At 53.7% G+C, this 21736-nt stretch carries 19 protein-coding genes and 2 tRNA genes; 17 read left to right on the forward strand and 4 right to left on the reverse strand.

The window, feature by feature from the left end:
- Positions 1 to 13 precede the first annotated feature (13 nt).
- Positions 14 to 1186: an Obg family GTPase CgtA gene (gene cgtA / locus WG891_RS02625; RefSeq protein ID WP_076943029.1), complete on the forward strand. Its 1173-nt coding sequence runs from the start codon at positions 14 to 16 to the stop codon at positions 1184 to 1186.
- Between the two features lie 45 nt (positions 1187 to 1231).
- Here cgtA and pmrB read toward each other — a convergent pair whose 3' ends face one another.
- From pmrB to dacB, 3 genes are read right to left on the reverse strand one after another with little or no spacing between them, the layout of a single operon-like run.
- Positions 1232 to 2296 (reverse strand): two-component system sensor histidine kinase PmrB, encoded by a 1065-nt coding sequence (pmrB, locus tag WG891_RS02630; protein WP_337261450.1) that lies wholly within the window; start codon positions 2294 to 2296, stop codon positions 1232 to 1234.
- Positions 2293 to 2955 (reverse strand): two-component system response regulator PmrA, encoded by a 663-nt coding sequence (gene pmrA, locus WG891_RS02635; RefSeq protein WP_337261449.1) that lies wholly within the window; start codon positions 2953 to 2955, stop codon positions 2293 to 2295. Before pmrA ends, pmrB begins: the two co-directional genes overlap by 4 nt.
- 12 nt (positions 2956 to 2967) lie before the next feature.
- Positions 2968 to 4401: a serine-type D-Ala-D-Ala carboxypeptidase gene (gene dacB / locus WG891_RS02640; protein ID WP_337261448.1), complete on the reverse strand. Its 1434-nt coding sequence runs from the start codon at positions 4399 to 4401 to the stop codon at positions 2968 to 2970.
- Between the two features lie 255 nt (positions 4402 to 4656).
- Between dacB and greA the strand changes: the two genes are divergently transcribed.
- Positions 4657 to 5133: a transcription elongation factor GreA gene (gene greA, locus WG891_RS02645; protein WP_076943025.1), complete on the forward strand. Its 477-nt coding sequence runs from the start codon at positions 4657 to 4659 to the stop codon at positions 5131 to 5133.
- Between the two features lie 116 nt (positions 5134 to 5249).
- Here the strand turns inward: greA and yhbY are convergent, their stop codons facing one another.
- Complete coding sequence (yhbY, locus tag WG891_RS02650; protein ID WP_076943024.1) at positions 5250 to 5543, reverse strand: ribosome assembly RNA-binding protein YhbY; 294 nt, start codon at positions 5541 to 5543, stop codon at positions 5250 to 5252.
- 144 nt (positions 5544 to 5687) lie between these two features.
- On the opposite strand from yhbY, the gene rlmE reads away from it, so the two are divergent.
- The 15 genes from rlmE to nlpI all read left to right on the forward strand — a co-directional run bounded on the left by rlmE (position 5688) and on the right by nlpI (position 21640).
- The gene (gene rlmE / locus WG891_RS02655) at positions 5688 to 6317 is read left to right on the forward strand and encodes a 23S rRNA (uridine(2552)-2'-O)-methyltransferase RlmE (protein ID WP_076943023.1); all 630 of its coding nucleotides are present in this window, start codon (positions 5688 to 5690) and stop codon (positions 6315 to 6317) included.
- A gap of 56 nt (positions 6318 to 6373) precedes the next feature.
- On the forward strand, positions 6374 to 8311 hold the full coding sequence (gene ftsH / locus WG891_RS02660; protein ID WP_076943022.1) for an ATP-dependent zinc metalloprotease FtsH: 1938 nt from the start codon (positions 6374 to 6376) through the stop codon (positions 8309 to 8311).
- 162 nt (positions 8312 to 8473) lie between these two features.
- Complete coding sequence (gene folP, locus WG891_RS02665; RefSeq protein ID WP_337261447.1) at positions 8474 to 9307, forward strand: dihydropteroate synthase; 834 nt, start codon at positions 8474 to 8476, stop codon at positions 9305 to 9307.
- Between the two features lie 7 nt (positions 9308 to 9314).
- Entirely contained in the window at positions 9315 to 10652 is a 1338-nt protein-coding gene (glmM, locus tag WG891_RS02670; RefSeq protein WP_337261446.1) for a phosphoglucosamine mutase, read from the forward strand.
- Positions 10653 to 10898: 246 nt separating this feature from the next.
- Positions 10899 to 11234: a preprotein translocase subunit SecG gene (gene secG / locus WG891_RS02675; protein ID WP_076943019.1), complete on the forward strand. Its 336-nt coding sequence runs from the start codon at positions 10899 to 10901 to the stop codon at positions 11232 to 11234.
- A 69-nt stretch (positions 11235 to 11303) separates the two neighbouring features.
- Positions 11304 to 11390, forward strand: a tRNA-Leu gene (locus WG891_RS02680).
- A 60-nt stretch (positions 11391 to 11450) separates the two neighbouring features.
- A tRNA-Met gene (locus WG891_RS02685) sits at positions 11451 to 11527 on the forward strand.
- 217 nt (positions 11528 to 11744) lie between these two features.
- Positions 11745 to 12197 carry a ribosome maturation factor RimP gene (gene rimP / locus WG891_RS02690; RefSeq protein WP_143555411.1) on the forward strand — a complete coding sequence of 151 codons (453 nt, stop codon included), beginning with the start codon at positions 11745 to 11747 and terminating at the stop codon, positions 12195 to 12197.
- A 21-nt stretch (positions 12198 to 12218) separates the two neighbouring features.
- A complete protein-coding gene (nusA, locus tag WG891_RS02695; RefSeq protein WP_337261445.1) occupies positions 12219 to 13727 on the forward strand; it encodes a transcription termination factor NusA in 1509 nt (502 codons plus the stop codon).
- A gap of 24 nt (positions 13728 to 13751) precedes the next feature.
- Complete coding sequence (gene infB / locus WG891_RS02700; protein WP_337261444.1) at positions 13752 to 16439, forward strand: translation initiation factor IF-2; 2688 nt, start codon at positions 13752 to 13754, stop codon at positions 16437 to 16439.
- Positions 16440 to 16508: 69 nt separating this feature from the next.
- Entirely contained in the window at positions 16509 to 16919 is a 411-nt protein-coding gene (gene rbfA, locus WG891_RS02705) for a 30S ribosome-binding factor RbfA (RefSeq protein ID WP_337261443.1), read from the forward strand.
- Complete coding sequence (truB, locus tag WG891_RS02710) at positions 16919 to 17863, forward strand: tRNA pseudouridine(55) synthase TruB (protein ID WP_337261442.1); 945 nt, start codon at positions 16919 to 16921, stop codon at positions 17861 to 17863. Before rbfA ends, truB begins: the two co-directional genes overlap by 1 nt.
- Positions 17864 to 17997: 134 nt before the next feature.
- Complete coding sequence (gene rpsO, locus WG891_RS02715; RefSeq protein ID WP_004933502.1) at positions 17998 to 18267, forward strand: 30S ribosomal protein S15; 270 nt, start codon at positions 17998 to 18000, stop codon at positions 18265 to 18267.
- 239 nt (positions 18268 to 18506) lie between these two features.
- The gene (gene pnp, locus WG891_RS02720; RefSeq protein WP_337261441.1) at positions 18507 to 20627 is read left to right on the forward strand and encodes a polyribonucleotide nucleotidyltransferase; all 2121 of its coding nucleotides are present in this window, start codon (positions 18507 to 18509) and stop codon (positions 20625 to 20627) included.
- A gap of 128 nt (positions 20628 to 20755) precedes the next feature.
- The gene (gene nlpI, locus WG891_RS02725; RefSeq protein WP_337261440.1) at positions 20756 to 21640 is read left to right on the forward strand and encodes a lipoprotein NlpI; all 885 of its coding nucleotides are present in this window, start codon (positions 20756 to 20758) and stop codon (positions 21638 to 21640) included.
- Positions 21641 to 21736: the final 96 nt, after the last annotated feature.

A 21736-nucleotide genomic window follows, 5' to 3' on the forward strand; every position in this document is an offset into this window, starting at 1 on the left:
ACGGAGACGGTAAATGAAGTTTGTAGATGAAGCGACGATCCTGGTTGTTGCAGGTGACGGTGGTAACGGCTGCGTCAGCTTCCGCCGTGAGAAATACATCCCGAACGGTGGGCCGGACGGCGGTGACGGCGGTGACGGCGGTGACGTTTACCTGCTGGCAGATGAAAACCTGAATACCCTGATCGATTACCGCTTTGAAAAATCTTTCCGTGCCGAGCGAGGCCAGAACGGCCAGAGCCGCGACTGTACCGGCAAGCGTGGTAAAGACATTGTGATTAAGGTGCCTGTGGGCACGCGTGTGCAAGATCAGGGCACCGGCGAGATCCTCGGTGACATGACTCGCCATCAGCAGCGCCTGATGGTAGCCAAAGGCGGTTGGCACGGCTTGGGCAATACCCGTTTCAAATCCTCAGTAAACCGCGCCCCGCGCCAGAAAACCTTGGGTACCAAGGGTGAAACGCGCGATATCCTGCTGGAGCTGTTGCTGTTGGCCGATGTGGGCATGTTAGGGTTGCCGAATGCCGGTAAATCGACGTTTATTCGTGCGGTGTCTGCTGCCAAACCTAAAGTGGCTGACTACCCGTTCACCACGCTGGTGCCGAGCCTGGGTGTGGTGCGCATGGACAGCGAGCAGAGCTTCGTGGTGGCTGACATCCCTGGATTGATTGAAGGTGCGTCGGACGGTGCCGGCTTGGGGATCCGTTTCCTTAAGCACTTGGAACGCTGCCGTGTGCTGTTGCATCTGGTGGATATTGCTCCGATCGACGAATCCGATCCGGTAGAGAATGCCAAAGTCATCATCAATGAACTGAATCAATACAGCGAGAATCTGGCGCAGAAGCCACGCTGGCTTGTGTTCAACAAAGTTGACCTGCTGGATGCCGAAGAGGCCGCCGAACGCGCCAAGGCGATCGTAGAGGGCATGGGCTGGGAAGGTAAGTACTACATGATCTCCGCCGCTAACCGTGAAGGCGTTAATGCGCTGTGCTGGGACGTGATGAACTTTATCAATACCCAGCCGAAGACCATGGCGATTGAAGAAAGCGCGCCAGAGAAAGTCGAGTTCATGTGGGATGACTACCACCGTGAGCAGATCGCCGAAGTGGAAGCCGAAGCGGAAGACGACTGGGATGATGACTGGGACGAAGATGACGACGAAGGCGTCGAAATCATCTATCAGAAGTAATTCTGTGTTGGTGTGATAGAGGGCTCAGCGATGGCTGGGCCCTTTTCATGAGTTCAGGAGGTTATCGGGTATCCAGCATTGGGCGTTCAGGCCACGGATCTCAGTGCGGTTTTCAAGCCGCAGCCAACCGCGGTGCAGTTGCGCGATGCGGCTCACGATGTTCAACCCAAGCCCGCTGCCGCCATAACGCTGATCCATCCGGCGAAAAGCCTGCGTTATCTCCCCTGCATTTTCTGGCTTAATTCCTGGCCCTTCATCCGTCACCTGCAAACGCTGCCCGCGCTCCTGCGGGGTGAGCTGCACATAGATAGTGCTGTTTTCTGGGCTGTAGCGATGGGCATTTTCCACCAGATTACGCAGCATCAGGCGCAATAAGACCGGATCGCCATGGGTAACGGCTTGCGCAGGTAGTTGCCAACGTAATTTCTGCCCGCGCTGCGCCGCCAGTTCACCCAGCTCTTCCTGCAGCGGTTGGATAACTTGGCTGACCCAGTCAAACTGCTGATGATGACCACTGGCAAAATTCTGGCCAGCGCGCGACAGCATCAGTAATTGCTCAATGACGTGCATCAGTTGATCAATACGCGCAATCAGTACCCGGCTTTCTTTAATGCCTTGCTGCTCCATTAACTCCAGATGCAGGCGGATACCGGCCAGCGGCGTGCGTAACTCATGGGCGGCATCGGCGGTAAACAGACGCTCCTGCTGGATGGTGTGATCGAGACGTGAAAACAGTTGATTCAACGCGCTGGTCACCGCGACCATTTCCAGGCTGTCGTTACTCATGGGCAAGGGGGTCAGGTTATCCGCAGAGCGTTTTGCCAGCCGTTCTTGTAATTGATTAAGTGGGCGGGTAATCCAACTGATGGCCCAGAAAGAGGCCAGCAGCGTCACCATCATCATGATCAGCGACGGGGCAAGCAATGAGGCAATGGCCTCGGTAATTTCGGTATCGACCCGCTCATTGCGCATTTTTGCAGACAGGGTTTCATCCACCAGGAAGCTGATTTGCTCCTGGCTCTCATGCCATAGCCAAAATGCACTGATCAACTGTGTGACCAGAAGGATCAGCGCCAGCATCAGCAACAGACGGCGGCGCATACTAATCATGATGCGGGTTCCAGACGGTAGCCAATACCACGTACGGTGCGGATACGATCTTTGCCCAGCTTGCGACGCAGGTTATGAACGTGGACTTCGAGGGTGTTCGAGCCCAGATCGTCATTCCAGGTATAGAGATCCTGTTGCAGCAGTTCACGATTAACGGTCTGACCGGCACGCATTATCAGGCGTAACAGGATGGCGAACTCTTTGGGGGTGATATCGATCGCTTGCTGCTGCAGATACACCTGCTGGCTGGACAGGTTCAGCGTCAGATCGTCCTGCTGCAGCAGGTTATCGCTGTGGCCCTGATAACGGCGGATCAGCGCTCGCACCCTGGCTTGCAGTTCAGCCAAGGCAAAGGGTTTGATCAGATAATCGTCGGCACCGGCATCCAGGCCGTCAACGCGATCTTCCAGGGCATCACGGGCGGTGAGGATTAGCACCGGGATGCCGATCTGCATACGGCGCCACTGGCGCAGCAGGCTGGCACCGTCGAGATCCGGCAGGCCAAGATCCAAAATCACCATGCTGTATTGGCTGCTGACGATCAAGCTGTTGGCTTCTGCCGCCGTGCTGGCGCAGTCGCAGGCGTAGCCTTCGTGGGATAACGCCAATGCCAGGCCCTGTTGCAACAGTTCATCATCCTCAACAATCAGTAGTTTCATGCCGATTGACCCTCAATTGTTCTGATAAATATCGCGATACAACCTGCTTTCGAAACGGACTAATGGGATACGGCGCTGCTTCTGATCTTCCGGTGGCACCGCATAACCCGATAAGAATTGTACAAAGGCATAGCGTTGGCCGCTGGCGGTGGTGATAAAGCCCGCGAGATTATAGACCCCTTGTAATGCACCGGTTTTGGCGGAAACCTTGCCATCGACGCCTGCTTCATGCAGGCCGCCGCGATAGCGCAGGGTGCCGTCGTAGCCGGACAGCGGCAGCATCGCGATGAAATTCAGCTCACTGTCGTGCTGGGCGATATATTGCAGTGCCTGCATCATGGTCGCCGGGGTGAGCAGATTGTGGCGCGACAGGCCAGAACCATCCACCAGAATATTGTTACCCAAATCTACCCCGGCTTTCTGGCGCAGCACTTGGCGCACGGCATCGGCACCGGCCCGCCAGGTGCCGGGAACGCCAAAACGTTCATGGCCAATGGTGCGGAAGACGGTGTCGGCGATCATATTGTCAGATTTTTTCAGCATGATTTTCAATAATTCATGCAACGGGGCAGACTGTGTCTGAGCAATCACCGTTCCGCTCAGGCCCGGTATGGTCTGGCGCTTCAAATGGCCGCTAATCTGGATCCCGGCCTGCGTCAGTTCATCTTTCAGGATCGCACCGGCGTAGCTGGCCCCATCCTGAATGGCGAAGGCTAAGGGCAGTGGTTCGCTGCGTTGCGTCATGCACCCGGTCAGTGTAAAGCGATTTAGCTCGCCCGGCACTACGTCCAGCTCACAGTATTGCGCGTCCGCCGAGCCTTTGGCCAGCGTACGCACCTGGCTGAACATATTCACTGGATAGAAGGATGCGACGCGGATAAAGGCCATTTCGCCGGGATTCGGCGCGCTGTAGAGCGATACCGAGAAGCAGTTGCGATCGACAATCGCTGCTGCTGGCGGTGCGCTGAAACACTGCGTCAGATCGTTCCATGGCCAGCCGGGGGCTTTATCGTGGCTGGCAAATACCGAGGTATCAACCAGAACATCGCCGCTGATCTCACGCACGCCCTGTTTTTTCAGCACTGCCACCATATTGCGCAGATTCTGGCGTTTGAACGTAGGATCACCGCTGAAACGGGCGATCAGATTGCCGCGTAATACGCCATCAGTGATATTGCCCTGGCTTTCCAGCGTGGTGTTAAAGCGGTAGTCAGGCCCGAGCTGTAACAATGCCGCCAGCGCTGTCAGCACTTTCTGGGTGCTGGCCGGTAGTGCCATCTGCTGCGAATGATAGTCGATCGTCGGCGTAGTGGCGCCTATCTTCTGAACTATCAGGGCAAGGTTGGCCCCATCAGGCAGATATTGTGTGTAATCTTCGACCGGGGCCGCATTTGCATTAAGAACACATACGCAGGCCAATGCACTGACAATTCGTGAAAAACGCATAATCTCGGGGTAACAGCTAGGTAACGTGCTGTCATACTACGGTGCATTAAGGGAGAAAGTAAACGATGACCCTTAAGGAACTCTAGGCTAAAATACCTCTCAAAATACAAAATCGATCCCGACTTGGGAGAAAATTCCGAGTCAGGTTTCTTTTGTTTATCGCCTGGAGACGGAAGGCAGAGCCAACCGTATTTTCATACGAACACGTCAGGATGACGGCTATTTGAACAGGAAAGATTTAGAGGTATTGAAACGATGAAACAGATTCCGATGACTTTATTTGGCGCAGAGCAACTGCGCGAAGAACTTGAATATCTGAAGAGTGTACGTCGCCCGAAAATTATCGCCGATATCGCGGATGCGCGTGAACACGGTGATTTGAAAGAGAATGCTGAATATCACGCCGCGCGTGAGCAGCAGGGGTTCTGCGAAGGGCGCATCCAGGAGATCGAGGCCAAACTGTCTAACGCGCAGGTGATTGATATCACCAAAATGCCTAATACTGGCCGCGTGATTTTTGGTGCAACCGTATCGATCATGAATCTGGAAACGGAAGATGAAGTCACTTACCGGATCGTGGGTGACGACGAAGCTGACTTTAAGAAGAACCTCATTTCAGTCAATTCGCCGATGGCGCGTGGCCTGATTGGCAAAGAACAGGATGACGTCGTCGTCATTAAAACGCCGGGTGGCGATGTTGAGTATGAGATCCTGAAAGTGGAATATCTGTAATTCTGGGTGAATTGGTCAGATATTCAGCGGGGATTTGTAAAGAAAGGAAAAAGGCCGCAAGCGGCCTTTTATCTGAGCTCGGTGCATGGCACCTTTTCCGTCAAACAGACGGTGGATTAGCGTGGCAAAGTGATCTTGCGCTCTTTGGATGGGCGGTAAAGAACCAGCGAACTGCCGATCACTTGCACATTGCAGGCATTCGTTTCACGCACGATAGCGTCGGCGATCAGGGTTTTAGTCTCACGATCTTCGGCCACAATTTTTACCTTGATCAGCTCATGATGCTCCAGAGCCTGCTCAATTTCAGCCAGCACCCCTTCGGTGAGACCGTTATTACCCAGCATGACAACCGGTTTTAACGGATGCGCCAGGCCTTTCAGGTGCTGTTTTTGTTTATTATTCAGATTCATTGTCTTTTTTGCTTAAGTTGGGATTGAAAACGGGTCATTCTACCGCCATCTCATGTATATCACCAAATCGGTCTGCACCGAATGGCGTCTACGTGAGCAGCGAACCTGACATAAGACTCTCTTTTAGGATAGTTGGAAAACGAGATGGCTAATAAAAAGCGTTCGGCTAGCTCCAGTCGCTGGCTACAAGAACACTTTAGCGATAAATATGTGCAACAGGCGCAGAAAAAGGGGCTGCGCTCCCGCGCCTGGTTTAAACTTGATGAAATACAGCAAAGTGACAAGCTGTTTAAACCGGGAATGACGGTAGTGGATCTGGGGGCGGCACCGGGTGGATGGTCGCAATATGTCGTCACTCAGATTGGTGGTAACGGGCGTGTCATTGCCTGTGATATTTTGCCAATGGATCCTATCGTTGGTGTCGATTTCCTTCAGGGCGATTTTCGTGATGAACTGGTACTCAAAGCACTGTTGGAACGTGTAGGTGAAGGTAAGGTTCAGGTTGTCATGTCTGACATGGCGCCGAATATGAGTGGCACCCCGGCGGTCGATATCCCGAGATCGATGTATCTGGTGGAATTAGCACTGGAAATGTGTCGTGATGTCCTCGCTCCAGGCGGTAGTTTCCTGGTGAAGGTGTTCCAGGGAGATGGTTTTGACGAGTACCTACGGGAAATTCGCTCCCTGTTTACGAAGGTTAAGATTCGTAAGCCAGACGCTTCCCGCGCACGTTCGCGTGAAGTGTACATTGTAGCGACAGGGCGGAAACTGTAGTACCCTAACGCTGTTTGTTAACACAGTTGTAATATGAGGTTAATCCCTTGAGTGACATGGCGAAAAACCTAATTCTCTGGTTAGTCATCGCGGTAGTATTGATGTCTGTATTCCAGAGCTTTGGGCCCAGCGAGTCTAATGGCCGTAGGGTGGATTACACTACCTTCATGTCCGAACTGACCCAAGATCAGATTCGTGAAGCACGAATTAATGGACGTGAAATCAATGTTATTCGTAAAGACAGTAACAAATACACGACCTTCATCCCCGTCAACGATCCGAAACTGCTGGATACGTTGTTAACCAAGAACGTCAAAGTCGTCGGTGAACCACCGGAAGAGCCGAGTTTGCTGGCTTCGATCTTTATCTCCTGGTTCCCGATGTTGTTGCTGATCGGGGTTTGGATCTTCTTTATGCGGCAGATGCAGGGCGGCGGCGGCAAGGGCGCGATGTCCTTCGGCAAAAGCAAGGCCCGTATGCTGACGGAAGACCAGATAAAAACCACTTTTGCTGATGTTGCAGGTTGTGATGAAGCAAAAGAAGAGGTTAGCGAGCTGGTGGATTACCTGCGTGAGCCGAGCCGTTTCCAGAAGTTGGGCGGTAAGATCCCGAAAGGTGTTCTGATGGTTGGCCCACCGGGTACCGGTAAAACCTTGCTGGCGAAAGCGATCGCCGGTGAAGCGAAAGTACCGTTCTTCACCATTTCCGGTTCTGACTTCGTTGAAATGTTCGTCGGTGTGGGTGCTTCCCGCGTGCGTGACATGTTCGAACAGGCTAAAAAAGCGGCACCGTGCATCATCTTTATTGATGAAATCGACGCCGTAGGGCGTCAGCGTGGCGCTGGGCTGGGTGGTGGTCACGATGAACGTGAGCAAACGCTGAACCAGATGCTGGTTGAGATGGACGGCTTTGAAGGCAACGAAGGCATCATCGTGATTGCGGCAACCAACCGCCCCGACGTGCTTGACCCTGCATTGCTGCGCCCAGGCCGTTTCGACCGTCAGGTGGTGGTTGGCCTGCCAGACGTGCGTGGCCGCGAGCAGATCCTGAAAGTGCATATGCGCCGTGTGCCATTGGCAGCGGATATTGATGCCTCTGTGATTGCGCGTGGTACACCGGGCTTCTCCGGTGCCGATCTGGCTAACCTGGTCAACGAAGCAGCACTGTTTGCCGCGCGTGGTAACAAGCGTGTGGTATCAATGGTTGAGTTCGAAAAAGCCAAAGATAAGATCATGATGGGAGCGGAACGTCGCTCCATGGTGATGACCGAAGCGCAGAAAGAATCCACCGCGTATCACGAAGCTGGCCATGCGATCATTGGCCGACTGGTGCCTGAGCACGATCCGGTGCACAAAGTCACGATTATTCCTCGTGGCCGTGCGCTCGGTGTGACCTTCTTCCTGCCGGAAGGGGATGCGATCAGCGCCAGCCGTCAGAAGCTGGAGAGCCAGATCTCCACGCTGTACGGTGGCCGTTTGGCGGAAGAGATTATCTACGGGCCGGAAAAAGTGTCTACCGGTGCTTCAAACGACATCAAAGTCGCCACTTCGATTGCCCGTAACATGGTGACCCAGTGGGGCTTCTCTGAGAAGCTTGGGCCACTGCTGTACGCGGAAGAAGAAGGCGAGGTGTTCCTGGGCCGTTCTGTGGCCAAGGCGAAACACATGTCAGATGAAACAGCACGTATCATCGACCAGGAAGTGAAATCCCTGATCGAGCGTAATTACACGCGTGCACGTGAGCTGTTGATGGCAAATATGGACATCCTGCATTCAATGAAAGATGCCCTGATGAAATATGAAACCATCGACGCGCCGCAGATCGACGATCTGATGAACCGTAAAGATGTGCGTCCGCCAGCCGGTTGGGACGACGCGGCCAAGAGCAACAACTCCGACAACGGTGGCACGCCAAAAGCCCCGACGCCGGTTGATGAACCGCATACGCCAACCCCAGGCAACCCAATGTCTGAACAGCAACAGCTCGACAAATAACGTCGGCTGTGTAATAAAATCGAACCCCGGCGAGTCCGGGGTTTTTTTATCCCCGTCACAGTTGAAATAGCCGCGTTGTAGCCTGTTTAAAAGGTAGGGTTGTGCCGTTGCCCGCAACGTTCAAAATCAACTTCCGGCAGGCAACATTAAGGTGAATTAATCATGCAGCTAACCGTGCGCGACCAGATTTTCGATCTCAATCATCCTCAGGTGATGGGGATACTTAACGTTACTCCAGACTCTTTTTCCGATGGTGGCCAACATAATTCGCTGAATGCAGCCTTGCTGCATGCTCATGCTCTGATTTCTGCTGGCGCGACGATGATCGATGTTGGCGGTGAGTCGACCCGTCCCGGAGCCGCTGAGGTCAGTGAAGAGGAAGAGCTCGATCGTGTGGTGCCGGTGGTGGAAGCGTTGGCCCAGCGGTTTGAAGTCTTTATCTCAGTTGATACTTCGAAAGCGGCTGTGATCCGCGAATCTGCCCGCGCCGGAGCGCACTTGATTAATGACGTTCGCTCATTACAGGAGCCGGGAGCGTTGGCAGCCGCGGCCGAAAGTGGCCTACCGGTCTGCCTGATGCATATGCAGGGCGAGCCACGCACCATGCAGCAGGCGCCGCATTACGACGACCTGATGGGTGACGTAAAGGCGTTTTTCCAGCAGCATATTGACCGTTGCATCGCTGGCGGAATCGAAAAACAGAAATTGTTGCTCGACCCGGGCTTCGGTTTCGGTAAGAATTTGGCGCATAATTATCAGCTTCTGGCCCGGTTGTCGGAATTTCATCAATTTGGTTTGCCGCTGTTGGTGGGTATGTCGCGCAAATCGATGATTGGACAACTGTTGAATGTGCCACCTAATCAACGGGTTATTGGCAGCGTTGCTTGTGCGGTGATCGCCGCAATGCAAGGGGCGCAGATTGTCAGAGTGCATGATGTAAAAGAAACCGTCGAGGCGATGCGTGTCGTCGAGGCAACACTTTCAGCGAAGGGATAGTAGAGACATGAGCGAGCGCAAATATTTTGGTACCGATGGCATTCGTGGCAAAGTCGGTGACAGCCCGATCACCCCGGAGTTCGTGCTTAAGCTTGGCTGGGCTGCCGGTAAGGTGCTGGCACGCCATGGCTCGCGTAAGATCATCATCGGTAAAGATACCCGTATCTCCGGTTATATGCTGGAGTCCGCGTTAGAGGCCGGGCTGGCCGCCGCTGGGCTGTCTGCCTCATTTACCGGCCCGATGCCAACGCCGGCAGTGGCCTATCTGACACGCACCTTCCGGGCAGAGGCCGGGATCGTGATCTCTGCCTCGCACAACCCGTTTTATGATAACGGTATCAAGTTCTTCTCCATTGATGGTGCCAAGCTGCCGGATGAGGTGGAAGAAGCCATTGAAGCCGAAATGGAAAAACCGCTCACCTGCGTTGAGTCAGCCGAACTGGGTAAAGCCAGCCGCATCGTTGATGCGGCGGGGCGCTATATCGAATTCTGCAAGGGTACTTTCCCAAGCGAACTCAGCCTGAATGGCCTGAAAATTGTCGTGGATTGTGCGAACGGTGCAACCTACCACATCGCGCCAAGCGTACTGCGTGAACTCGGTGCGACGGTGATTGCCATCGGTTGTGAACCAGATGGTATGAATATCAACGAAGAGTGCGGTGCCACTGATGTGCGCCAACTGCAGGCGCGGGTGCTGGAAGAGCAGGCACATGTTGGTTTGGCGTTTGATGGTGATGGCGATCGCTTGATGATGGTGGATCATCAGGGCAATAAAGTGGATGGCGATCAGATCCTCTATATCATTGCCCGTGAAGGTCTGCGTCAGGGCCAGTTGCGCGGCGGTGCAGTTGGTACGCTGATGAGCAATATGGGCCTGGAATTGGCACTGAAGCAACTCGGTATCCCGTTTGCCCGCGCGAAAGTGGGCGATCGTTATGTGCTGGAAAAACTGCAGGAGCTGGGTTGGCGTATCGGGGCGGAAAACTCCGGTCACGTGATCCTGCTGGATAAAACCACCACCGGTGACGGTATTGTGGCTGGGTTGCAGGTATTGACTGCCATGGTGCGTAATAACATGAGCCTGCACGATCTGTGCAGTGGCATGAAGCTGCTGCCGCAAATCCTGGTTAACGTGCGTTTTGTTGGCGAGCATAACCCACTGGAATCAGAAGCCGTACGTGCAGTGACCGCACAGGTCGAGGCTGAACTGGCTGGTCATGGCCGCGTTCTGCTGCGTAAATCGGGTACCGAACCGCTTATCCGCGTGATGGTGGAAGGCGAGGACGAAAAACAGGTTGAGATGCTGGCGCACCGCATCGCCGATGCGGTGAAACTGGCAGGCTAACATCTTGTTTTCACGCAGGCATGGGCTACCGTGCCTGCGTAGATCACAGATTACGTCAGTTTTTGATGTTTTTTTCTGCAAACGCATCGGCAGCAGCAAATTGCCCTTGCGTGGCCTGGCGGCTTTGGTTAGTATTCACACCCGCTTCAGTGGGCTGTTTAGTGACATGCCACGACTTCGAAATAGAAGCATCTGGGGTGTGAAGCATTTGGCACGCGGTGAACCCGCAAGGATACAGGTACAACTATGTACGAAGCTCTTCTGGTAATTTTCTTGCTGATCTCAATCGGGCTAGTGGCTCTGATTATGTTGCAGCAAGGCAAAGGCGCTGATATGGGAGCCTCATTCGGAGCAGGTGCTTCTGGAACGTTGTTCGGCTCGACCGGTTCAGGCAACTTTATGACCCGCATGACGGCTATTTTGGCGACGCTGTTTTTCGTCATTAGCCTGATCCTGGGTAACCTGAGCAGCAACAAGAACCAGAAAGGCAGCGAGTGGGAAAACCTGGGTCAGCCAGTGAAAACTGAGCAGACTACCGCACCGGCAGCACCAGCCAAGCCGAGCAGCGATATCCCGCGCTAAGCAGTAAAAGTTTGAAAACGGTTGTTGGTACACAGGCAGTAAAAACAGCCGTTAGCAGTAAGAATCTGTACCGAGGTGGTGGAATTGGTAGACACGCTACCTTGAGGTGGTAGTGCCCTAACGGGCTTGTGGGTTCGAGTCCCATCCTCGGTACCAAATCCCAGAGATAACTTGCTTTTTTGCGATTATCGGCGTAGTATTTGCCACGTTTTCGGACGCGGGGTGGAGCAGCCTGGTAGCTCGTCGGGCTCATAACCCGAAGGTCGTCGGTTCAAATCCGGCCCCCGCAACCACTTTCCTTTAAGTGTTTATTTTCAAATACACTTTTCGATTGAAATCCGCTTTTCTCGAACGACATTTGAAAATGACACTTGTTAGAAAGTTGTACCGAAGCCGCTTTGCGGCAAACAGGGTCCAGTTGCATAAAGCCCCGAATTTTCGGGGTTTTTTGTTATTTGGCAACAGAATCACTGGGCTATTAAGCCCTTTTTTTATGTCTTGGGGGTGGGCTTGTCCACATTAGAGCAAAAGTTAACAGAGATGATTTCCGCACCGGTAGAGGCGTTGGGCTTTGAGCTCGTAGGTATCGAATTTATTCGGGCGCGCCAATCGACGCTACGCATCTATATTGATAGTGAGAACGGAATCAATGTTGATGATTGCGCTGATGTCAGCCACCAGGTCAGCGCTGTATTGGACGTCGAAGATCCGATTACGGTCGCTTACAACTTGGAAGTCTCCTCTCCTGGCCTTGATCGTCCTATGTTCACCGCAGAACACTACCAACGTTTTATCGGTGAAGAAGTCAGCGTGGTTCTGCGCATGGCGATACAAAACCGCCGCAAATGGCAGGGCATTATCAAGTCTGTCGAAGGCGAGATGATCACGGTTACTGTGGAAGGGAAAGATGAAGTGTTCGCGCTGAGCAACATTCAGAAAGCGAACCTGGTACCCCACTTTTAAAGTTTGGATGAGGCAACTAGGATGAACAAAGAGATTCTGGCTGTTGTTGAAGCTGTTTCCAATGAAAAATCCCTTCCGCGTGAGAAGATTTTTGAAGCGCTGGAAACCGCATTAGCCACCGCAACCAAGAAAAAGTATGAGCAGGAAATCGACGTGCGTGTCAGCATTGACCGCAAAACCGGCGATTTCGATACCTTCCGCCGTTGGGTTGCCGTCGATGAAGTGACGCAGCCAACGCGTGAAATCACGCTGGAAGCGGCGCAGTACGAAGATCCATCCATTGAGTTGGGTGGCTATATCGAAGATCAAATCGAATCCGTCACCTTTGACCGCATCACAACCCAAACCGCAAAACAGGTTATCGTACAGAAAGTGCGTGAAGCCGAACGTGCGATGGTGGTGGATGCTTTCCGTGAACACGAAGGTGAGATCGTCACCGGCGTGGTGAAAAAGGTTAACCGTGACAGCATCGCGCTGGATCTGGGCAGCAACGCCGAAGCGGTGATTGGCCGTGAAGACATGCTGCCGCGCGAAAACTTCCGCCCGGGTGACCGTATCCGCGGTGTGCTGTACGCCGTGCGCCCTGAAGCGCGTGGCGCGCAACTGTTCGTCAGCCGTTCCAGCCCGGATATGCTGAAAGAACTGTTCCGCATCGAAGTGCCGGAAATCGGTGAAGAAGTGATTGAGATTAAAGCGGCAGCCCGCGATCCTGGCTCCCGTGCAAAAATTGCTGTGAAGACCAACGACAAGCGTATCGATCCGGTCGGTGCTTGCGTAGGTATGCGCGGTGCCCGCGTCCAGGCCGTTTCGAGCGAGCTTGGCGGGGAACGTATTGATATCATCCTCTGGGATGATAACCCTGCACAGTTCGTCATCAACGCCATGGCTCCGGCAGATGTTGCCTCGATCGTGGTGGATGAAGACCGGTGCACGATGGATATCGCCGTTGAAGCCAGCAATCTGGCACAGGCGATCGGCCGTAATGGCCAAAACGTGCGTTTAGCTTCCCAGTTGTTGAAACAGCATCGTGATGATGATCGCTGGGAACTGAACGTGATGACGGCGGACGATCTGCAGGCCAAGCATCAGGCCGAGGCTCATGCCGCCATTGATACCTTCACCAAGTATCTTGATATCGACGAAGATTTCGCTACCGTTTTGGTCGAAGAGGGCTTCTCAACGCTAGAAGAGTTGGCCTATGTACCGATCAAAGAGCTGCTGGAAATTGACGGACTGGATGAAGATACCGTTGAAGCGTTGCGCGATCGCGCCAAAGCTGCATTGACCACGCTGGCTCTGGCTCAGGAAGAAAGCCTGGGCGACCAAAAACCTGCTGATGATTTGCTCAACCTCCCAGGGCTTGAGCGCGGCATGGCCTTTAAACTGGCCGCGCGTGGGGTTTGTACGCTGGAAGATCTTGCCGAGCAGGGTGTTGACGATCTGGCTGATATTGAAGGGCTTAGCGATGCGCAGGCCGGCGAGCTGATTATGGCCGCCCGTAATATCTGTTGGTTTGGCGACAACGCGTAATAAACTGTAGCAGGAAGGAACAGCATGACGACAGATGTAACCGTAAAATCGCTGGCAGCAGAGATTCAGACTCCAGTTGATCGCCTGGTACAGCAGTTTGCTGATGCTGGGATCAACAAGTCAGAAACTGACTCTGTGACCCAGCATGAGAAAGAAACCTTGCTGGCGCACTTGAACCGTGAACACGGTAGTGCACCAGGTAAACTCACGTTGCAGCGCAAAACGCGTAGCACCTTGAATATTCCGAGCACCGGCGGTAAAAGTAAATCGGTGCAAATTGAGGTCCGCAAGAAACGCACTTATGTAAATCGCGATACGCAAGAAGCTCAACAGGCTGAAGCGGCAGAGCAGGCACAGCGTGAAGCGGAAGAGCAGGCACGGCGCGAAGCGGAAGAGCTAGCGAAACGCGAAGCAGAAGCGAAGCGCGCAGCCGAAGAGCAAGCCAAACGTGAGGCCGCGGAGATTGCTAAGCGTAATTCAGCGGAAAAAGAAAAAGTGACCAATCAACGTACCGACGAAATGACCAAGCCAGCTCAGGCAGAAAAAGCACGCCGTGAGGCCGAAGCCGCTGAACTGAAACGTAAAGCGGAAGAGGAAGTGCGCCGTAAAGTTGAGGAAGAAGCCAAACGCGTAGCGGAAGAAGCGCGCCGTATGGCCGAAGAGAATGGTGAGAAGTGGGCAGAAGCTGAAGCAGCAAGCGCTGCGGTTGAAACAGCCGATTACCACGTGACCACTTCTCAGCACGCCCGTGCAGCCGAAGATGAAAACGACGCCAAAGTTGAAGGTGAACGCCGCAGCCGCACTCGCGGTGGCAAAGCCACCAAGCAGAAGAAAGGCAACAAGCTCTCCGAGTCTAAAGCCGATCGCGAAGAAGCCCGTGCGGTAACCCGTGGTGGTAAAGGCAAGCGTAAGCCAAGTACCCTGCAGCAAGGCTTTAACAAGCCTGCTCAGGTGGTGAACCGTGACGTGATCATCGGCGAAACCATCACCGTTGCTGAATTGGCAAACAAGATGGCGGTGAAAGGCTCCCAGGTCATCAAAGCGATGATGAAGTTGGGCGCTATGGCCACTATCAACCAGGTCCTCGACCAGGAAACCGCTCAGCTGGTTGCCGAAGAGATGGGCCACAAAGTGATCCTGCGTCGTGAGAACGAGCTGGAAGAAGCGCTGATGAGCGATCGTGATACCGGTGCTGCAGCCGAGGCGCGTGCGCCGGTTGTGACCATCATGGGCCACGTTGACCACGGTAAAACCTCTCTGCTTGACTACATCCGCTCCACCAAGGTGGCGGTGGGTGAAGCCGGTGGTATTACCCAGCACATCGGTGCTTACCACGTAGAAACCGAAAACGGTATGATCACCTTCCTGGATACCCCAGGCCACGCAGCCTTTACCTCTATGCGTGCCCGTGGTGCCCAGGCGACCGATATCGTGGTTCTGGTTGTCGCAGCCGACGACGGCGTGATGCCACAAACCATCGAAGCTATTCAGCATGCTCAGGCAGCGAAAGTGCCATTGGTGGTTGCGGTTAACAAAATTGATAAACCAGAAGCCGATCCGGATCGCGTTAAGCAAGAGCTGTCCCAGTACGGCGTTATGCCAGAAGAGTGGGGCGGTGAAGCGCAGTTCGTTCACGTATCGGCAAAAGCCGGTACCGGTATCGACGAACTGTTGAACGCCATCCTGCTGCAAGCTGAAGTTCTCGAACTGAAAGCGGTTCGCAGTGGTATGGCGAGCGGCGTGGTGATCGAATCCTTCCTGGATAAAGGCCGTGGCCCAGTGGCTACCGTGCTGGTTCAGGAGGGTACGCTGAACAAAGGCGACATCGTGCTGTGTGGCTTTGAATATGGCCGCGTACGTGCGATGCGTGACGAGCTGGGCCGCGAAGTGACTTCAGCGGGTCCTTCTATCCCGGTTGAGATCCTGGGCCTGTCTAGCGTTCCTGCGGCGGGTGATGAAGCGACCGTGGTGCGTGACGAGAAGAAAGCGCGTGAAGTTGCGCTGTATCGCCAAGGCAAGTTCCGTGAAGTCAAACTGGCGCGTCAGCAGAAATCTAAGCTGGAAAACATGTTTGCCAACATGACCGAAGGTGAAGTTTCTGAACTGAACATCGTACTGAAAACTGACGTACAGGGGACGTGTGAGGCGATTTCTGACTCACTGCAGAAACTCTCTACCGACGAAGTGAAAGTGAAGATTGTCGGCTCCGGCGTAGGTGGGATCACCGAAACCGACGCGACTCTGGCTGCCGCTTCCAACGCCATCATCCTGGGCTTCAACGTGCGTGCCGATGCTTCTGCGCGCCGCGTGATCGAAGCAGAAAGCCTGGATCTGCGTTACTACTCCGTGATCTATAACCTGATCGACGAAGTGAAGCAGGCGATGAGCGGTATGCTGGCGCCTGAGTACAAACAGCAGATCATCGGTCTGGCTGAAGTGCGTGACGTGTTCAAATCACCTAAGTTCGGCGCTGTTGCTGGCTGTATGGTTACCGAAGGCACGATTAAACGTCACAACCCAATCCGCGTTCTGCGCGACAACGTGGTTATCTATGAAGGCGAGCTGGAATCCCTGCGCCGCTTTAAAGATGACGTCAACGAAGTCCGTAACGGCATGGAATGTGGTATCGGTGTTAAGAACTACAACGACGTGCGCGTTGGCGACATGATCGAAGTGTTTGAAATTATCGAGATCCAGCGCACTATCGCTTAAGCTTGGTATAACGCTTAACTTTGTTCTGGGGGGCCACGTGGCCCCCCGATTTGTCTGGAGGATACTCAAATGGCAAAAGAATTCAGCCGCGGCCAGCGCGTGGCACAAGAAATGCAAAAAGAGATTGCGATCATTTTGCAGCGTGAAGTCAAAGATCCGCGTATCGGCATGGCAACCGTTTCAGGTGTAGAAGTGTCTCGCGATTTGGCGTACGCCAAAGTTTATGTCACTTTCCTGAACGTATTGACTGAAAATCACGAACCGGACTTGGTGACCAACGGCATCAAAGCGTTGCAGGACGCTTCCGGCTATATCCGCACGCTGCTGGGTAAAGCCATGCGCCTGCGTGTGGTGCCTGAACTAACTTTCGCCTACGATAACTCACTGGTTGAAGGCATGCGTATGTCTAACCTGGTGACCAACGTGGTGAAGAATGATGCTGAACGCCGTTCTGCATCAGGTGATGACGAGGAGGCTTAATGAGTCGCCCGCGCCGCCGTGGCCGTGATATCCACGGCGTATTGTTGCTGGATAAACCGCAGGGCCTGTCGTCCAATGACGCCCTGCAGAAAGTAAAACGTATCTACAATGCCAATCGGGCGGGCCATACCGGCGCGCTCGATCCACTGGCAACGGGTATGCTGCCGATCTGTCTGGGTGAGGCGACCAAGTTCTCACAATATCTGCTCGATTCTGACAAGCGTTACCGCGTGATTGCCCGCTTGGGCCAGCGTACCGATACGTCGGATGCCGATGGGCAGGTGGTGCAGGAGCGGCCTGTTAACTTCACGCAGGCCCAGCTTGATGCCGCACTGGAGACATTCCGGGGGGATATCCAGCAAGTGCCATCAATGTACTCAGCACTGAAGTATCAGGGCAAAAAGCTGTATGAATACGCGCGTCAGGGTATCGAAGTGCCACGTGAAGCGCGCAGCATCACCGTTTATGAGCTGCAGTTTATCCGCTGGGAAGGGGATGAACTGGAGCTGGAAGTCCATTGTTCGAAAGGCACCTATATTCGTACCATCACCGACGATCTCGGCGAATTGCTGGGGTGCGGCGCGCATGTGATTTACCTGCGCCGCCTGCAGGTGGCGAAGTATCCGATCGCACGTATGGTCACATTGGAGCAGTTGCATGCCCTGGTGGCACAGGCCGAGGAGCGGGGGATCGCTGCAAGCGAACTGCTCGATCCGCTGTTGATGCCAATGGACAGCCCGGCAGAAGATTTTCCTGAGGTGAATTTACTGCCCGTGGTAGCCGGTTACGTTAAGCAGGGGCAGCCGGTGCAGGTTGCAGGGGCACCGGCTTCTGGCCTGGTGCGTATCACCGAAGGTGAAGCGCGTAAATTTATCGGCATTGGCGAGATTGCTGACGACGGGCGAGTCGCGCCGCGCCGTCTGGTGGTCGAATATTTCGACTGATCGCCTTGCCCTGCGCAGCTCCCCGATAGCTTGAAGGATGGCGGGGATAAGAGTAGAATGGCGCAGCTTATGCATTGGGTTGCTGAATTAGAGATCGGCGCCCGTATTTATTATCTATAATCTGGAGTATGACAATGTCTCTAAGTGTTGAAGCTAAAGCTCAAATCGTAGCTGATTTTGGTCGTGGTACTAACGACAGCGGTTCTACCGAAGTTCAGGTTGCCCTGCTGACTGCGCAGATCAACCATCTGCAAGGCCACTTCTCAGAGCACAAAAAAGATCACCACAGCCGTCGTGGTCTGCTGCGTATGGTTTCTCAGCGTCGTAAGCTGCTGGACTACCTGAAGCGTAAAGATGTAGCACGTTATACCAGCCTGATCGAGCGTCTGGGTCTGCGTCGCTAATCTAGCAAGTTTCAGTGGAAAGGGGCCAAATGTGGCCCCTTTCTTCTAGGAAGCATAAGTAAATCAGGTTAATGTAATATGAGGACCTTCCGTTACAGAGGTTCGCGCGGCTAATGAGAGGCTTTATCTCAGGCAGGTAAGGGTTGTCATTAGTCGCGAGGATGTAATGTGAAGGCAAGTGAGTCACTGGCGTGTCGAGTCGTCATTACGATTGCGCGCCGTTAATTAAGGATTAAATTTTGCTGACACCGATCATTCGCAAATTCCAGTATGGCCAACATACCGTTACTATTGAAACCGGTATGATGGCACGTCAGGCCACTGCCGCCGTTATGGTAAGCATGGATGACACTGCAGTATTCGTTACCGTTGTAGGCCAGAAAAAGGCCAAGCCTGGTCAGAGCTTCTTCCCGCTGACCGTGAACTATCAGGAGCGTACCTACGCTGCTGGCCGTATCCCAGGCAGCTTCTTCCGTCGTGAAGGCCGTCCGAGCGAAGGCGAAACCCTGACCTCCCGCCTGATTGACCGTCCAATCCGCCCACTGTTCCCAGACAGCTTCCTGAACGAAGTGCAAGTGATTGCCACCGTGGTTTCCGTTAACCCGCAGATTAACCCGGACATCGTGGCGATGATCGGTGCTTCTGCTGCCCTGAGCCTGTCCGGTATTCCGTTCAATGGCCCAATCGGTGCAGCGCGTGTGGGTTATATCAACGATCAGTATGTGCTGAACCCTACTACCGATGAGCTGAAAGAAAGCCGTCTGGATCTGGTGGTTGCCGGTACTGCCGGTGCGGTGCTGATGGTGGAATCCGAAGCTGATGTGCTGAGCGAAGATCAGATGCTGGGCGCGGTAGTGTTCGGTCATGACCAACAGCAAGTGGTGATTGAAAATATCAACGCTTTGGTTGCTGAAGCGGGTAAACCGAAGTGGGATTGGCAGCCGGCTCCGGTCAACGAAGCGCTGCGTGCGCGCGTGGCTGAACTGGCAGAAAGCCGTCTGGGCGATGCTTACCACATTACCGAAAAACAAGAGCGTTATGCTCAGGTTGATGCGATCAAAGACAGCGTAGTGGAAGCCCTGCTGGCGCAGGACGAAACGCTGGATGCCGCCGAAATTCAGGACATTCTGGGTAACGTTGAGAAGAACGTGGTACGTAGCCGTGTGCTGCGTGGCGAGCCGCGCATCGATGGCCGTGAGAAAGACATGATCCGCGGTCTGGACGTGCGTACTGGCGTGCTGCCGCGTACTCACGGTTCAGCGCTGTTCACCCGTGGTGAAACTCAGGCGCTGGTTACCGCCACGTTGGGTACAGCACGTGACGCGCAGAGCATTGACGAACTGATGGGCGAGAAGACCGATAACTTCCTGTTCCACTACAACTTCCCTCCGTACTCGGTGGGTGAAACCGGCATGGTCGGTTCACCTAAGCGTCGTGAAATCGGTCACGGCCGCCTGGCGAAACGTGGCGTATTGGCTATGATGCCTAAGCCAGAAGATTTCCCTTACACCGTGCGTGTGGTGTCTGAAATCACAGAATCCAACGGTTCTTCTTCCATGGCTTCGGTGTGTGGTGCTTCTCTGGCACTGATGGATGCAGGTGTACCGATCAAGGCTGCGGTTGCGGGTATCGCAATGGGCCTGGTGAAAGAGCAAGACAACTTTGTCGTTCTGTCCGACATTCTGGGTGACGAAGATCACCTGGGCGACATGGACTTCAAAGTGGCCGGTAGCCGTGCCGGTATTACCGCGCTGCAGATGGACATTAAAATTGAAGGCATCACCCGCGAAATCATGCAGGTGGCTCTGAACCAGGCCAAGGGCGCGCGTCTGCACATTCTGGGCGTGATGGAACAGGCAATCAGCACGCCGCGTGGCGATATCTCTGAGTTTGCACCACGTATCCACACAATCCGCATCAATCCAGACAAGATCAAAGATGTGATTGGTAAGGGTGGTTCTGTGATCCGTGCGTTGACTGAAGAGACAGGCACGACCATTGAAATTGAAGATGATGGTACAGTGAAAATTGCTGCTACCGATGGCGAGAAAGCGAAATATGCGATTCGCCGCATCGAAGAAATCACTGCTGAGATCGAAGTTGGCCGTGTGTATCAGGGCAAAGTAACCCGTATCGTTGATTTCGGTGCCTTCGTGGCTATCGGTGGCGGTAAAGAAGGCCTGGTGCATATTTCACAAATCGCTGACAAGCGTGTTGAGAAAGTGACTGACTATCTGCAGATGGGCCAGGAAGTTCCGGTTAAGGTACTGGAAGTTGATCGTCAGGGCCGTGTACGCTTAAGCATCAAAGAAGCGACGGCGCCAGAAACGGCGGCCGCACCGGCTCCTGAAGCAGAATAACGGTACCAGAAGTTTTACAGCTCCCCGCCGTGGGGTTGGGAGCTGTTCTTATCACGTGGGTAGGATATCCGCGTATTAGCAAGCGGAGGACAGGACGTTCATCCAATGTTTGTCTTCGGGAGTGGGAAATGAAGCCTTTCTTGCGCTGGTGTTATGTTGCGACAGCACTTATGCTGGCAGGATGCAGCAACCATGATTGGCGTAAAGACGAAGTTCTGGCTATCCCGTTGCAGCCAACGCTGCAGCAGGAAGTGATCCTGGCGCGCATGGAACAAATACTTGCCAGCCGGGCACTGACGGACGATGAGCGTGCGCAGCTTTTATATGAGCGCGGTGTGCTGTATGATAGTCTCGGGCTACGTGCACTGGCGCGCAATGATTTCTCACAAGCGCTGGCGATACGTCCTGATATGCCGGAAGTTTTCAACTACCTGGGCATTTACTTAACGCAGGCAGGCAATTTTGATGCTGCCTATGAAGCGTTTGATTCTGTACTAGAGCTTGATCCAACTTATAATTACGCGCGTTTAAACCGGGGCATTGCACTGTATTATGGTGGTCGCTTCCCGTTGGCGCAGGATGATCTGCAGGCGTTTTATCAAGACGACCCAAACGATCCCTTCCGTTCGTTGTGGCTTTATCTGGTGGAAAGAGAAATCGATCCCAAGAAAGCTGCCGTAACGCTCCAGCAGCGTTATGACAAGGCGAACCGAGGGCAATGGGGATGGAATATTGTCGAATTCTACCTGGGCAAAATCAGCGAAAAAACGCTGATGGAACGCCTCAAGGCAGATGCAACGGATAACACTTCGCTCGCTGAGCATCTCAGTGAAACTGACTTCTATTTAGGTAAACATTACCTAAGTCTGGGGGACAAGGACACCGCTTCGGCGCTGTTCAAACTGACGGTAGCTAACAACGTTCATAACTTTGTTGAGCACCGCTATGCATTGTTGGAATTGGCGATGTTAAGCCAAGAACAAGACGACCTATCGGAATCGGACCAGCAATAGCTGACGGACATCTATCAGCCTGATTTACATTGGTTTTTTTAACCAAAGTAATCGCCTTGGCGGGCGAGGGCTTTTTTGTCTGTTTTACAATCTAAT

The organism is Serratia sp. MMO-28 (assembly GCF_037199905.1).
GTDB classification, from domain to species: domain Bacteria; phylum Pseudomonadota; class Gammaproteobacteria; order Enterobacterales; family Enterobacteriaceae; genus Chania; species Chania oryzae.